The organism is Paenibacillus sp. AK121 (genome assembly GCF_019042715.1).
Lineage (GTDB): Bacteria > Bacillota > Bacilli > Paenibacillales > Paenibacillaceae > Paenibacillus > Paenibacillus polymyxa_C.
Window position 1 is genome coordinate 1 of record NZ_JAHPJM010000004.1, and the last position, 14,203, is coordinate 14,203.

Genomic DNA, 14,203 nt, shown 5'->3' on the forward strand with positions numbered 1-14,203 from the left:
AAAAAAGGCAACACCAAAACTGACACAAAGTGCCTGTTTATGGTTTTGCCCGATATGCTCAGTAACAATCCATGATTGTGCAGTTTTGAATAACTGTCATCAGAGTATCATATAAACACTGAGCTGACAAGATTTTTTTGTAAACACTTTCATGATGTAATTATGTACTGTCGCTGCACCTTAACTGTTAGAGCTCTTTTCCACATTCACATCGGAGGAAGCACTGATGCGGGATGCGGATGCAATTTTGGATTGCTCCTCTTTTTCGTCCACAAAGCCCATAAAATACGTAATTACGCCAGCCGTAACAAACGAAATCAGCATGCTCAAAATGGCGTAAACAAATGTAGCGTCGGAAAACAGTGGTAAGCTAAGCAAGCCAGATAAGGCTGCAAAAGCAGTCAATTTCACTTCAAACAGACACATACACGCCCCGCCAACAGCTCCGCCGATCAGTCCCGCGATAAGCGGTTTTTTGAAGCGCACATTAACGCCGTATAATGCCGGTTCAATGATTCCAAACATAGCCAATATGCCTGTGGAAGCAGCTAGTGTTTTGACTTTGGCATTTTTGGATTTAACACATACACCGAAGGCCGCGCCTGCCTGAGCCATAACTGCTGCCGCAACAATAGGAGTAATAGAATCATAGCCCTTCGTAGCCATGGATTCTATTATGTTCATCGACATCATATATTGCATACCCGCAAAATGGAGCACAGGTATCGTCCCGCCAAACAGCAGACCCGCAAATACTTCCGCATCGTCAAACAGTGAAGCAAGACCATCTGACAAGTTATGAGCCAGGGTCGTCCACAGCGGACCAAAAACAAACAGTAATAAAGGCACAATAATGATAAGCGTCAATGTCGGAACGACCAATAGTTGAATAGAATAGCGGTCGAACCTACTCAATCCCTTTTCAATCTTTGATGCAAGCCAGACAACAATAAGGATCAGTATAAAAGAAGCAACATACTGTGGCTCCACCACGGGTAAATCGTCTGAGTTCATTTTTATGCTGGATTGCAGCAGTTCTATAATGCCAGGATGAAATGAGCAGGCCGCAATTGCCGCCGCAATAAATAAATTGCTACCAAGCTTTCTTGCCGCATTTACCGCTATCATAACGGGCAAAAAATAATATACGACCCCACCAATGTACCCTAAAACAGTGGAAACTTGAGTATCAGAAAATAAATCTAAGAACAATAAAACAGGCGCAATCACCTGAATGATTCCTCCACCAATTAGCAATGGCAAGCACGGAGTGAATACATCTGAGATAAAATCAAACAGGCGGCTGAACGGATTCCCTCCTCTATTCGCTTTATCTTTGTCTCTAGTCGGTTCCTGTTTATCTTCTCCTTCTACCTCCGAGTTTATTTCCTTTGAAAGTAATTCACGATCCATAACTGCCTTTACCCCTTTTATATTATATGTATATTGAAGGCCACATTCGAACGTATTAAAGCTAGCTTAGAAGAAGCTTGTAAAAAGTAGCATTCCTTATACTACTTATATTCCTTCTTTTTTACAATAGTTATAAAAGCACAGGTAAAGCCTTTTAATTTCTTACTCCTGATAATTTACATCAAACTTACATCTAAACACCTAAGACCATAGTTATATATTTTTTGTTTGTTTTTGGGCAAATATGACTATTCAACCGTCTGTTAATTATGTAAAATAGGTCTAACCTACTTTTTAGTAAATCATGGATTACTTCCCTTTCTCATTCTTGTCCCTTGAATACAGCTGAAATATACATAGAATCCGAACATTTTCAGTCTTTTCTTCAAGCAAAGAAAGGAAACAAGTAGATCATGGCTGTCTAGTATCTCATTGGACAAGCGGCCTACATCAAGCAGGGCAATCCGTCTGTTTTATTACCATCATGTGAGAGGAGAATTTTCATGAAGCTTTTTAATCGTTCCCTAGGCGCAAAATTGCGGATTATGTTTTTGCTGATTCAACTCTTTGCGTCCCTTCTGTTCAGCATTAGTTTTTATGCAGTTTCTATGAGTATCATTAATAGCAGTGTCATGCCTCAAGTAGACCAATTGCTAGAAACTGGAGCTAAAAATGTGTACCAGGATCTCAATATCTCCTTAGCTGTTCAGGCTGGGCAAGGAAGTGGTTCTGATTCGGGCTCTGCTATGCAGATGGAAGCTTATCTTCAGGACAAGGTCGACAACCTCAAATTAGAATCGGCATATATTGCGGTGCTGAAGGATGATGGTAAGGCCGAAGTTGTCGCACGAAACGTAAAATCAGCATATAAGGTCAAGGATACTCTCGTTCCTGTCGAGGATATTAAAGAAGCAAAACAAGGCGAGATGAATATCAGTGGCATTTACAGCGACTCGCACGGAGTACACAAAACCGCCTTCTTTGCCATATCAGGCAGTAATCTGATTCTTGGCGTGAACGAAGATGTTGGATTCGTACAGGAAAAATCCCAACAAATTCTATGGATTTGCATAGGTATTACACTGACAACACTTATACTAGGCGGAGTTATTTCTACCCTTGTCATACGTAAAGTTGTACAGCCCATTGCCGAATTGGTTCGTCATAGCGAAAAAATTGCCCAAGGTGATCTTTCACAAGACACGAAGGTTCATGGAGTTAATGAAATCGCTCAACTTGCCCGCAGCTTCCAATCTATGTCTCATAACTTGAAAGAAATGATTGGCCATGTGCTTACTACATCAGGTGCAGTTGTTAAAGGGTCGGACGAGCTGCTTCGTCGGACTAAGGCTATGAGTGTAAAAGTGCAGGACTCTACAGCTGCCGCTGAAGAAGTAGCCAAGGGCAGCAACAGCATCGCTTCTGCTGCTGCTGAAAATGCGCAGGCTATGGAGGAGATTGCTCAAGGTGTTCAGCATATCGCTTCCTCTGCCAATGATGTATCTGATCAAATCAGTGAAGCGACGAAAGAAACGGTTAACGGTAATACGCTTGCTCAAAAAGCTGTAGCTCAAATGTCACAGGTAGGACATGCCGCTGATGAGTCGCTTCGATACATACATAGTATGAATGAACGCTCAGAAGCTATTGGTAGCATCGTTTCTGCAATTTTCGATATTACAAAGCAGATTCAAATGTTGTCCCTGAATGCCTCCATTGAGGCTGCCCGTGCGGGCGAGCATGGACGGGGCTTCGCTGTAGTTGCCGGGGAAGTTCGCAAGCTCGCAGAGCAATCCAAAGAAGCAACACAGGAAATTTCGGACTACTTGGTTACCATTCAGGAAGTATCGCAGCAATCTGTGGACTCTGTGACCCAGGTTAGCCGTGAGATTCACTCGGGAACAGAAATGGTTCAGCAGGCGAGTTTCGCTTTTAACCAGCTAAGTGAGCTCATGCAAAAGATCAACGCTACGATTCAAACCGTATCCGCAGCAACAGAGCAAGTATCCGCCAGCTCGGAGGAAGTATCTGCTTCCGTGGAAGAAACAGCTCTCATTGCTGCCAATGCACAGCATATGATTCAGGAGATCGGTTTAAATGCCGACGAGCAACTGAATGAAATGGAAAGCCACAGTGAGGTTGTTCGTCAATTAAGCCAACAAGCAACTGAGCTGCAAAAGGCGGTCCAAAAATTTAAAATTAAGTAAGCTGAGCTGCTAAAAAAGGTATCTCTCAGTCACAAAAATGACTGTAGAGATACCTCTTTATTTTTTAAAAGCGATTTAAAGGATCTTCCATGAAGAAGTTTATGAATCCATCCCCAGAATGCGATAAACTTGCTCCATATCTAAATGAGCGCGTACCACCTCTGCGACACGGTCAAACTCTTGTTCCTTGGCTTCACGTACAGTAAAAGTGCTATCTAAAGCTGCCAAGCCCTTGGCTTGTCGCAATCCATCCAACCAGGACCGGCGAAAACGGTCATTATCAAACACACCATGCAAGTAGGTTCCCCATACCTTACCGTCAATCGTGCCCCAACCTTCCTCAAAGGCGGCCCCTTCCCCACGCTTAATCTGGAATAATGTTTTCATATTCGTTGAGTCTGGAGTCCTGTCTATAGATACATGTGGTTCCGTGACATACTCCGTAACACCCATATGTATTTCATAACCTTCAATGATTGGCTTGGCGGCAGAATCTGAATCAGGTGCAGCGCTTAGCAAAAGCGGGCAATGATTAGACAGGGTTCCTTGAACACGCACGGTTTGCTTTTCCTTTAAGAAGGTCGTGGATAGAGCTAGCCATCCTAATCCATCTGCCTGCTGCGGCAACCCAGATTCGACGGCATCGGGGTCAAATAGCGCTGTGCCCAGCATCTGATAGCCCCCACAAATACCAACCAGTTGTGTGCGTCCCGTCTTCATGGCCTCTCGAATGTCTTCCTCCAGCCCTCTTTCACGCAATTCCAGCAGGTCTCCGATGGTGTCTTTGGTTCCCGGTAAGATAATAGCGTCCGGTACGCCCAATTGTCCGGCCTCTGTGACATAACGTACACTCACGTCAGGCTCTGCAGCCAAAGCATCCGTGTCCGTAAAGTTGGAAATACGCGGATAGCGTATCACCGCTATATCTAATTCTTTATCTTTTGTTGACTGCTTAGGCTTCTTGTCCAGTACGACCGAATCCTCTGCTTCAATGCGAATGTCCGGTAAATAGGGCAGTACACCGAGTACAGGAATACCTGTCCGTTCTTCCAGCCAGTCTAATCCCGGTTGAAGCAGGGACAAATCGCCTCTGAATTTGTTAATGATAAATCCACGGATACGCTGTACTTCATGGGGTTCCAGCAATTCGATAGTCCCTACCAGAGAGGCAAAGACACCGCCCCGGTCAATATCCGAAACCAGCAATACTGGAGCATCCGCCCAGCCTGCAAGGTTCATATTTACAATATCGCGGTCCTTTAAATTAATCTCTGCTGGGCTGCCCGCCCCTTCCATAAGCACAATATCATAGGTATCACGCAGCCGATTCAGCGCATCCATAACGGTATGCTTGGCTTGTGGCAAAAAATCCTTTCGGTAATCAGAGGCGCTCATATAGGCATAAGGTACACCGTGTACAACAATTTGTGAGTGCATGTCCTTGACCGGCTTAATCAGAATTGGATTCATATCGGTCGTCGCCTCAATACCACAGGCTTCGGCCTGCACACCCTGAGCACGTCCAATTTCCTTGCCGTCCTCAGTAACATAAGAGTTTAACGCCATATTTTGTGACTTAAACGGTGCGGGACGATAGCCGTCCTGCAGAAAGATCCGGCACAGTGCAGTCGTTACTACGCTTTTGCCCACATCCGACGCTGTTCCTTGAAGCATCAATATAGCTGCCGGGTTCGTGCGGGACGGTTCGAAAGTTGACAATTGCCTCTTCCCCTTTAACGAATTCATTTCAAATTGGGTCACAACCCGTACAAAATGACAATAAACAGCAACAAAACCGTCTCCAGCAATTCGTTCAAAGCTCCGTATATATCCCCCGTAAGTCCCCCAAGGCGGCGGTTAATACGGTTTGCAACAAAGGTTCCAGCTCCGTAGGCCAAAAGCGGAAGCAATGCAAATCCTAGCCAGATTGGAAAAGACCCAGAATTCGAAAGATGCATCTGTAAGTATGCCCCTGCTAACGATAGGCCCCCTGCTTCCTCTGTTACTGTAGCTAAACCTGCAAAGATATATTGCCCTACAGCAGCGCATAGCGTCACTAATACTGCCCAGAATACGGCCAGTCCGACACGTTTACCGTTCATATCAGCAAAACGCGCTGCCAGCCCATCATCGTTACGGGCTTTAGGCCAGCGCCTCATCGCATGTACCATAAACCAACGGCTCCAAACCATCGGAAGTATCAGCAAGCCGGACGCATTTCGCTCAACCAGCACGGTATACAACAAAGAAGCCTTGAGCATGAGTAGCAGTACACAAGCAATAACACCCATCGCTCCTACACGGCTATCCTTCATAATTTCCAGCATCCGTTCACGGGACCTGTAGCTAAACAAGGCATCAGCCGCATCCATCCACCCATCCAGATGCAGTCCGCCCGTCAACCACACCCAGACAGCAAGGGTAAGAATCGCACATGGCACTGGTGGCAGCACCATAGCCGTAAGCGCCGCAAAGCTCCAAACGATAATGGCAATAACCAATCCAACCAGCGGATAATAGCTTGTACTGCGTTTCAGCAACTCCGGGGAAAAATCGAGCTCCGCCTTGACCGGTAGACGGGATAAAAATTGAAAAGCCGCAGCAACAGCCTGACGTTCACTACTCATAGCTTATATTCCAACTGTTTAAGTTCTACGGGGATACCCGCCGTTACTAAAAAAACTTCATCACAAAGACGGGCAATCCGCTGATTCATAACTCCGCTCAAATCCCGATACAGCCTTCCAAGCGGATATTCTGGTACAATACCGTCACCGACCTCATTGGTTACGATGACGAGCGATCCCGGATACTGCTCCACAGCTGCCGCCAGTTCATCCATGGCGGCTCTGGCGGCAGTTTCACCGTCCTCGCCTGCGGCCAGCAGTACGTTCGACAGCCACAGGGTCAGGCAGTCGACCAACACCATAGACGCAGGCTGCGACGCTTGAGCGTTGCCAAGTTGTCGCAGCAGCTCCGGCAGCGCCTGCGCTTCCTCCAGCGTCTGCCAGTCATACCCGGCAGAATCGCGCTGGAGCCGATGAAGGGCGATGCGCTCCTTCATCTCCACATCATAGGCTTGCGCCGTTGCAATGTAGCAGGCACGCGGTGCGCGCGCCATGCATAATCGCTCGGCAAAGCCGCTTTTTCCGCTGCGTGCCCCGCCGGTCACGAGCGCCTTCATCGCTGCGCGGCTCCCTGACCGTCCGATACGCCTGCATCGGCAAAGGTCGCCATTTCGCGCATAATCCGGCACGCCGCATCAATCAGGTGCAAGCTCAGCGCACCGCCCGTGCCCTCACCGAGCCGCATGTCCAGATGGAGCATGGGCTCCAGCTTGAGCTGGCGGAGCACCGCCGCATGTCCGCGCTCGTCCGAGGCGTGCGAAGCAAGCATGTACGCCGCGCTTGCAGGCGCAAGCGCGCGTGCAGCGAGAGCAGCCGCGCCGGAAATAAAGCCGTCCAGCACCACTGGACAGCGATGTGCGGCTGCGCCGAGGATGACGCCTGCCAGGGCGGCAATCTCCAGACCGCCGACCTTGGTCAGCACGTCAAGCGCGTCATTGGCATCCGGCTGATTCACCTCCAATGCGCGGCAGACAACGGCTATTTTACGGGTAAGTCCCGCCGAATCTACACCTGTCCCCCGGCCTACGATAACTTCCGGCTCAAGCCCGGTGAGCGCACACACGACCGCAGCGCTGGCTGTCGTATTCCCGATGCCCAGCTCTCCGGTAACGAATAGCCGTGTGCCACCTTTAACCGCTTCTGCTACAGCTTCAGCTCCGGCCAAAACTGCTTGTTCCGCTTCCGTACGCAGCATGGCTGGCCCTTTAGCCATATTCGAAGTGCCCATGCGCACCTTACGATTCACCAAACTCGGGTGAGAGACATCCGCATTCACGCCAACATCTACTACCTGGACATCAGCGCCCGCATGACGTGCCAGCACATTAATTGCTGCGCCGCCTGACAGCATGTTATACAGCATTTGCTGCGTAACCTCAGCTGGAAAGGCGCTAACTCCCTCTTCACACACACCATGATCCGCAGCCATGACCATCACCGTTTTACGATCAAATTCAGGCTTATCCACGCCAGTAATTCCTGCTAACTGGATGGCCAAACTCTCCAGCTTTCCAAGACTTCCAGGTGGCTTCGTTAATTGGTCCAAATGTGCTGAAGCTGCCGAAGCCGCCACTCCATCCGGCTGGGCAATGCTATCGATCAGCTGACGCAGCTTGTCGTTCATATCTTCCACTCCCTGCTCTTTTTTTAGTATGTTCCCAATCTCCTATTGGTCTGCTGTAGACGCAGCGCTTCTGCGCAGCAAGAGCTGCGGCACACCGCTATCGGGATGCGGAAGCATCACAGGCTCAACACCATATACACGACGAATCCGGTCCTCTGTTAGCAAATCCGATGAAGTACCCAATCCTTCAACCATTCCATCCTTAAGTACAAGCAAATTATCGCAAAACTGTGCCGCCAAATTAAGATCATGCAGGACAGCAATGATTGTCACGCCCGTTTCTTGGCGCCATTCTGCCAGCAACTCCATAAATTCAAGCTGATAGCGCAAATCCAGATAAGTCGTAGGTTCGTCCAGCAGCAATACCTGTGGCTCCTGTACCATCACCTTTGCTAATGCTACACGCTGTCGCTGTCCCCCACTCAAGCGGTCCAATGTTCTGTCGGCCAGTGAAGTTAGACTCAATCGCGCTAGGACCCGATCCGTAATCGCCTCCACATCAACTCCCTTTTCCCTGCCTAGCCAGTCCTGATGAGGAAACCGTCCCATTTCTATAACTTCCCTGACGGTGTATCCCACTGGAGGAATTCCCTCCTGCTGGAGTACGGCTACAAGTTGGGAAAGCTCTTTTCTGCTGTAGCTACCGACCTTTTTACCATAGATATGAACACTTCCAGAAGTCGGCTGATCTACGCCAGAAAGCAGATGCAGCAACGTCGATTTTCCACTCCCATTCGGACCAATGATCCCCCACCAAGCTCCTTCGTCTACGTTCCAGCTAATATTCTTCAACACATGGAACTCTCCATAAGCACGGGTCAGGCCTGCTACCTCTAGCGCCCGATCATACACCTTCTGTGATTCACTTTGTTTGGTCACAACAGATCCCCCCTGCGTAGCTTCTTGTTCCGGTACAGGAGATACGCGAAGAACGGTGCCCCAACAAAGGCCGTCATAACGCCCAGAGGAATTTCTGTTGGGGCCAACAACGTGCGAGCCGCCGTATCTGCCCAAGCCATAAAAATAGCTCCACCCAGTGCAGATAACGGAACAATCATCCGGTAATCGGGACCTGCCATCAGACGAATGATATGAGGCACAACAAGTCCAACAAAGCCAATGACTCCACATACCGAGACAGCGGCAGCTGTCAGCAAGGTAGATATGATCAGGACAGATAGCTTCGTCGCATCTACATGAACCCCCATATGAGCCGCTTGACGTTCTCCCAAAGCCAGAATATTCAGCACCCGTGCCCGGTTCCATAGAAACACCAGCCCAACGATCACGTAAGGTAAAAGAATTCCCGTATATGACCAACCGCGCAGACTGAGACTTCCCAGCGTCCAGTACAATATTTCATTGACTGTTTCCTTCGACATGGCTGCCAGAAAAGAAACAATGGCTCCCCCAAAAAATTGCATCACCACACCTGATAAAATGAGGCTTTGGGTCGGAATTTTCCCACCTTCACGCGCCAACGTCAACACCATCCACAGCGTCAGCATGCCGGTTATAAATGCAACTAGCGGAAGCGTCCATATACCCACAAATGAAAATTGAAGCCCCCAATAAATCAGTACTGCTGCTCCGACCGAAGCTCCCGAGGATACCCCAAGGGTATACGGATCAGCCAAGGGATTACGCAACACACCCTGAAATCCGGCTCCCGCCAACGCCAGCGCTGCTCCAACCAACATTCCCAGTAACACCCGTGGCAATCTGACCTTTAAAATGATTTGCTCTGAGGATGTATTCCAATCCGGTGTAAACGTATCACCTAACCACGGTAGGTGGTTGATCAAAATACCTGTGATCTGGCTGACCGGAAGACTGACCGAGCCGATGCCAAGACAGAGTAGCAGCGTCAGCAGCAGCAAGACAAGACCTGTCCCCCCAAAACCGATCAGTCTACGGTTCATTTGAAAATTTCAGGGTACACGCCCTTAGCCACTTCCTTGAGCCCTTCCGTTACGCGTGGCCCCGGACGGCTGATCAAATTATCATCCACGGCAAATACACGATGGTTACGAACAGCGGATATTTGATCCCATCCACTACGAGCTTTAATGATATCGCCGAGGGTCTGGCCCGTTTTGTCGTCCTTCACACTTTTGCTGTACAAAATCACGTCAGGGTTTGCAGCTATAATATTTTCCTCACTGATTTGGTACCACCCCTTCTGCGTAGCACCTACATTTTCACCACCTGCTAATGTAATCAGCTCGTCCATAAACTCGCCTTTACCCACTGTCCAGCCTGGTGAAAACTCGACGTATACCCGCAGCTTCTGCCCTTTGCCGATATTTTTAACTCCTTCTTTCACTTCTGCTACATCTGCTCTCATCTTGTCAGTCACCGCTCTCGCTTCTTTCTGATGATCGGTGATTTTCCCATACAATTCGATATTAGCTATGACATCTTCAACTGTTTTCGGTTCTGTTTTAAAAATCATAATTCCCATGTCACGCAGCTTAGTCGTAGCCTGTTCACTAAGTGAAATCCCTGCAAAAACAACTTCCGGGTTCGCAGCAATGATCGCCTCTTCGTTCGGTTTCATAATACCGCCCATTTTAGGCTTTTTCGTAGCTGCCTCCGGGTAATCAGAGTAGTCGGATACACCAACAATTTCCTTATCCAGTCCGATAGCGAACAGCGCCTCGGTTTCTGCCGGGGAGACGGAAACGATCTTGTCCGGTGCTTTTTTAAATGTAAATTCCTGTCCTGTTGCATCCTTAAGCGTTAGCGGGTAAACCGTTTTACCCGGAGGCTCTTGTGCGGTTACGATCTGTCCCGGCTGCTGTGAAGAAGCTTGACCCTCTTTATTTTCTGCATTTTTTCCATTCGCGCCACATGCACTCAGCCCAACTGCCAATATCAGCGCCAATAGACCTGTAGTCCATACCTTTATTTTTTTTCCTGCCATGATTTGCACCCCTTCATACATAAATCGTTAAGAGCGTTACTTGAACTTCATCCGATATTTTCTCATTCCAGCCTTCTTTTCCTATCAAAAACCCCCGCATCCTCATATCAGGACACAGGGGTCACGTTAGCACAGATCGTGCGCAGGCGGGCAGCTTCTTTCCGCATGGACAGTCACTGCGAACACGTCATCCTTTCCTCGAAGGATTATGGTGACAGGCGGACGGGCAGGTATCCTGACTTATGGAAAATGCATGTCCTGATATTCTTTCATATGCCTGGCGGCACATAAAACAGGGCTAATGGGCATGTTTCCATTTACAGTGGCGGGACCGTGTCGGACTCACACCGACTTCCCTTTTAACAACGCAATAAAGGAAAGCAAGTTCCTCACATAGCGCCGACCTCGTCTGCTGGATATTTGATGTAGTGGTAGTCAAGCCGTTCTTTTACTTGATGATTATAGGTTAAAAAGAGTTAGCTTACAACCCAAACAGTCGCTTTATTCGCCTTGTTTAACCTAATGAGAAAGCAATCTTGCTATACAATTGTGCGGTCCTGTCAACCTTAACTGAATCCTAAATGCTTCTCCCGGCTTCGGATTCAGACTCCAAAAATCATGGCCAGGCATAAGCATACAAGCCAACTGACGAATTACACCACCATGCGTGACAATCAAAACAGAGGGCGGCGCAGCATTCGACTCCATTGGCTGAACCTCCAAAGCAATGCGCCACGCAAACAGAGAGTCTAGGAATTCACGCAGACGATTCACAAAATGAATCCAAGGCTCTCCTCCAGGTGGGGTGAATTGTTGCGGCTCATCAATCCAAGCGCGATACAACGCCACATCCTTAAGCATGTCATACGTTTTTCCATCCCACTCACCAAAGTGAAGTTCTCGCAGACGTGGTTCCATGATAGGAGGCATAGCAGAGAGGGAACATTCAGACGTCAATGCTGACTCCGGCAAAATGATCTGCAAGGTCTGGCGACATCGCATCAAGTCGCTGCAATAGATTCGAGCAAAGGAATGTCCCTGCAATTTTTTCTGTAAAGTCTTTAACTCCTGCTCTGCTCCCGACAGCAAACCCAAGTCGGCATGTCCCAGATATCGACGTTCCTTATTCCATAAGGTCGTGCCATGACGAACTAGCACGAGCTCCATGTCCCACTGCAGATCTTCTTTAGCATCATTCGGCTTACTAACCTGTTGTGAGTTCGGACTTGGTGCACTTTCTCGCACTCTTTTTCCTTCTGTATCTTGTTTCAAAATCGTGTCACTCCTCACTGCATCCATCCCAAGGCAAAACACCCTGCAGCTCCCATCAAACACAATCCTACAAACATAGTGGATACGGCGAACATCAGCCGGATCGTATGCCGGATATCCTTCGACTCCAACGGTCGTATCCCTTCGCCCATATATGCCCGAAAGGAGCGTATGCCGTGATACACATTATAGCCACCGAGACGAATCCCTAGGGCACCTGCCACCGCTGATTCGGGAAATCCGCTATTTGGGCTTGGATGCAGACGGGCATCCCGCTTGATTGTCCGCCAGCTTCTTGCAGCATCCAGCCGATACAACCACGACGCTATCACTAGCATAACTGCTGTCATGCGAGCCGGAATGTAGTTAGCTACATCATCCAGCCGTGCCGAGGCCCAGCCTAAATGCAGGTACTTTTCATTTTTGTAGCCAACCATTGAATCGAGCGTGTTTACGGCTCGATATGCCAGTGCCAAGGGTGCTCCCCCGATCAGGGCATAAAAAAGCGGGGAAATAATGGCGTCCACGATATTTTCAGCGACCGTTTCGACGGTACCGCGCACAATTTCGGGCTCGTCAAGCTGCTGCGTATCCCTTCCGACAATCATGCCTAGCTCCCGACGTGCCGCAGTCAGGTCATTCGCCTGCAACGCTCGGTATACTGCCATCCCTGCGTCCTTTAGACCTTTGGAAGCAATCGTAGTTGCAATCAGAACAATTTCTACGACGACAGACAACCACGGGTGAATCCAGGCAAGCACACGCAACAGCCCCCAGGCAAGCACAAAGGAACCCCCAGCCACAATAAATGGAAGCAGTGTGCCCGCACGTTTCAGTCCTCGGTCACTGCGGACCTTACGGCGAATCGCTTTTTCCAATGCTGAAATGGCATGTCCCATCCCGATGACTGGATGCGGCAACCACCTCGGATCACCGATTAGCCTGTCCAGCAGATAGGCTGCCATGATAACCAAGCTAACGATCACGCCGCTCCTCCTCCAGCACTTCACTCAGTGCAGACAGCAGCATATTGTTGGCTTCGGCGTCCTTAACCGCAATTCGAAAATGGCTCGCTGACAGTCCAGGATACATGGCACAGCTACGTATAAGAATCCCGCGTTGTCCAAGCGCCTGCTGAATAGCCGATGCACTCCACGTTCCCGGCGCCCTTGCTAGCACGTAATTGGCTTCGCCGGGAACGACACCACAGCCCCATTCCGCCAAGGCAGCCAGTAAGCGACTGCGCTCCGTAGCAATCAGTTCCTGTGTGCGGCGCTCATAAGCTTGCCCACTTCTCAGACACGCCTCTCCAGCCAGCAACGCCAGTCCATTAACGCTCCAGGTCACCTGTTTGGCCGTCATTTGCCGGATATAGTCCGGATGAGCAATCGCATAGCCCAATCGTAAGCCAGGAATGGCATAAAATTTGGTCATCGATCGGATCAAAATCACATGAGGATAGCGTTCCAGCACAGGCAATAATGAGATTTGCCGTTCCAGTGGGATAAAATCAATAAAGGCTTCATCCACCACCAACACGGTACCCGTTCTGCCAGCCGCCTCTGCCAGTTCATATAGCTCCTGCTCACCATATTGCACACCGTTTGGATTATTCGGCTGCCCAAGGAACAATACATCTACCTGCTCCATGAGCTGAAGGATGTCCTCCACGTCTGCCTTCCATTGAAGCGAAGCCTTCCCGTATACCCGATGGATCTCGGCTCCGAATTTGCCAGCCAGCTCGGCATATTCCGAAAAACACGGCTCCACTGTACCCACACGCTTGGGTGCCAGCCCTAATAGCAAGAGCGCCATGCTTTCAGCCGCGCCGTTACCGATGCTCAAAGCCTCCGGTGGAACCTGCAGCCGCCGTGCCAGCATATTTTTAAAATGGCGGTGTCCAGGGTCTGGATAGCGAATCACCGTGTCCAATGAGCTTTGCAGCGCCTCAAGCACCTCCGGTGGCGGACCGAGCGGATTAATATTCGCACTAAAATCCACAAAATCCGCAGCAGCTCCACCAAATGTCGCGGCAGCCGTCTCCCTGTCCCCGCCATGACCGTAAACCTCTATCATTGCCTCTCATCCTTTCCGGCCGTTTCCAATCATTTAGATCCATTATGAGGCTGCTTTT

At 49.2% G+C, this 14,203-nt stretch carries 12 protein-coding genes and 1 riboswitch; of the genes, 1 reads left to right on the plus strand and 11 read right to left on the minus strand.

The genetic code is table 11. The features are described from left to right. Positions 1-180 precede the first annotated feature (180 nt). Positions 181-1,413: a PTS transporter subunit EIIC gene (locus KSP24_RS08735; protein ID WP_216974926.1), complete on the minus strand. Its 1,233-nt coding sequence runs from the start codon at positions 1,411-1,413 to the stop codon at positions 181-183. 503 nt (positions 1,414-1,916) lie between these two features. On the opposite strand from KSP24_RS08735, the gene KSP24_RS08740 reads away from it, so the two are divergent. Continuing rightward, positions 1,917-3,620 carry a methyl-accepting chemotaxis protein gene (locus KSP24_RS08740; protein ID WP_216974927.1) on the plus strand — a complete coding sequence of 568 codons (1,704 nt, stop codon included), beginning with the start codon at positions 1,917-1,919 and terminating at the stop codon, positions 3,618-3,620. Between the two features lie 99 nt (positions 3,621-3,719). Here the strand turns inward: KSP24_RS08740 and KSP24_RS08745 are convergent, their stop codons facing one another. The 10 genes from KSP24_RS08745 to cobD form a co-directional block, all read right to left on the minus strand. Continuing rightward, positions 3,720-5,339 carry a cobyric acid synthase gene (locus KSP24_RS08745; protein WP_019686602.1) on the minus strand — a complete coding sequence of 540 codons (1,620 nt, stop codon included), beginning with the start codon at positions 5,337-5,339 and terminating at the stop codon, positions 3,720-3,722. Between the two features lie 38 nt (positions 5,340-5,377). Then, positions 5,378-6,247 carry an adenosylcobinamide-GDP ribazoletransferase gene (gene cobS, locus KSP24_RS08750; RefSeq protein ID WP_129548906.1) on the minus strand — a complete coding sequence of 290 codons (870 nt, stop codon included), beginning with the start codon at positions 6,245-6,247 and terminating at the stop codon, positions 5,378-5,380. After that, the gene (gene cobU / locus KSP24_RS08755) at positions 6,244-6,804 is read right to left on the minus strand and encodes a bifunctional adenosylcobinamide kinase/adenosylcobinamide-phosphate guanylyltransferase (RefSeq protein WP_216975105.1); all 561 of its coding nucleotides are present in this window, start codon (positions 6,802-6,804) and stop codon (positions 6,244-6,246) included. Before cobU ends, cobS begins: the two co-directional genes overlap by 4 nt. After that, positions 6,801-7,871, minus strand: coding sequence for a nicotinate-nucleotide--dimethylbenzimidazole phosphoribosyltransferase (gene cobT / locus KSP24_RS08760; RefSeq protein ID WP_129548904.1), 1,071 nt, complete (start codon positions 7,869-7,871; stop codon positions 6,801-6,803). The genes cobU and cobT overlap by 4 nt, the downstream gene beginning before the upstream one ends. A 42-nt stretch (positions 7,872-7,913) precedes the next feature. Continuing rightward, the gene (locus tag KSP24_RS08765) at positions 7,914-8,750 is read right to left on the minus strand and encodes an ABC transporter ATP-binding protein (protein WP_058829193.1); all 837 of its coding nucleotides are present in this window, start codon (positions 8,748-8,750) and stop codon (positions 7,914-7,916) included. Beyond that, positions 8,747-9,793 carry a FecCD family ABC transporter permease gene (locus KSP24_RS08770; protein ID WP_058829192.1) on the minus strand — a complete coding sequence of 349 codons (1,047 nt, stop codon included), beginning with the start codon at positions 9,791-9,793 and terminating at the stop codon, positions 8,747-8,749. The genes KSP24_RS08765 and KSP24_RS08770 overlap by 4 nt, the downstream gene beginning before the upstream one ends. Continuing rightward, entirely contained in the window at positions 9,790-10,797 is a 1,008-nt protein-coding gene (locus tag KSP24_RS08775; protein WP_216974928.1) for an ABC transporter substrate-binding protein, read from the minus strand. Before KSP24_RS08775 ends, KSP24_RS08770 begins: the two co-directional genes overlap by 4 nt. 208 nt (positions 10,798-11,005) lie before the next feature. Next, a riboswitch (cobalamin riboswitch) is annotated at positions 11,006-11,220 on the minus strand. Positions 11,221-11,316: 96 nt separating this feature from the next. Beyond that, positions 11,317-12,069, minus strand: a complete 753-nt coding sequence (locus KSP24_RS08780) for a histidine phosphatase family protein (RefSeq protein ID WP_216974929.1) — start codon at positions 12,067-12,069, stop codon at positions 11,317-11,319. 14 nt (positions 12,070-12,083) lie between these two features. Beyond that, positions 12,084-13,055 carry an adenosylcobinamide-phosphate synthase CbiB gene (cbiB, locus tag KSP24_RS08785; protein ID WP_058711829.1) on the minus strand — a complete coding sequence of 324 codons (972 nt, stop codon included), beginning with the start codon at positions 13,053-13,055 and terminating at the stop codon, positions 12,084-12,086. Further along, entirely contained in the window at positions 13,045-14,145 is a 1,101-nt protein-coding gene (cobD, locus tag KSP24_RS08790) for a threonine-phosphate decarboxylase CobD (protein ID WP_013369986.1), read from the minus strand. The genes cbiB and cobD overlap by 11 nt, the downstream gene beginning before the upstream one ends. Positions 14,146-14,203 lie beyond the last annotated feature (58 nt).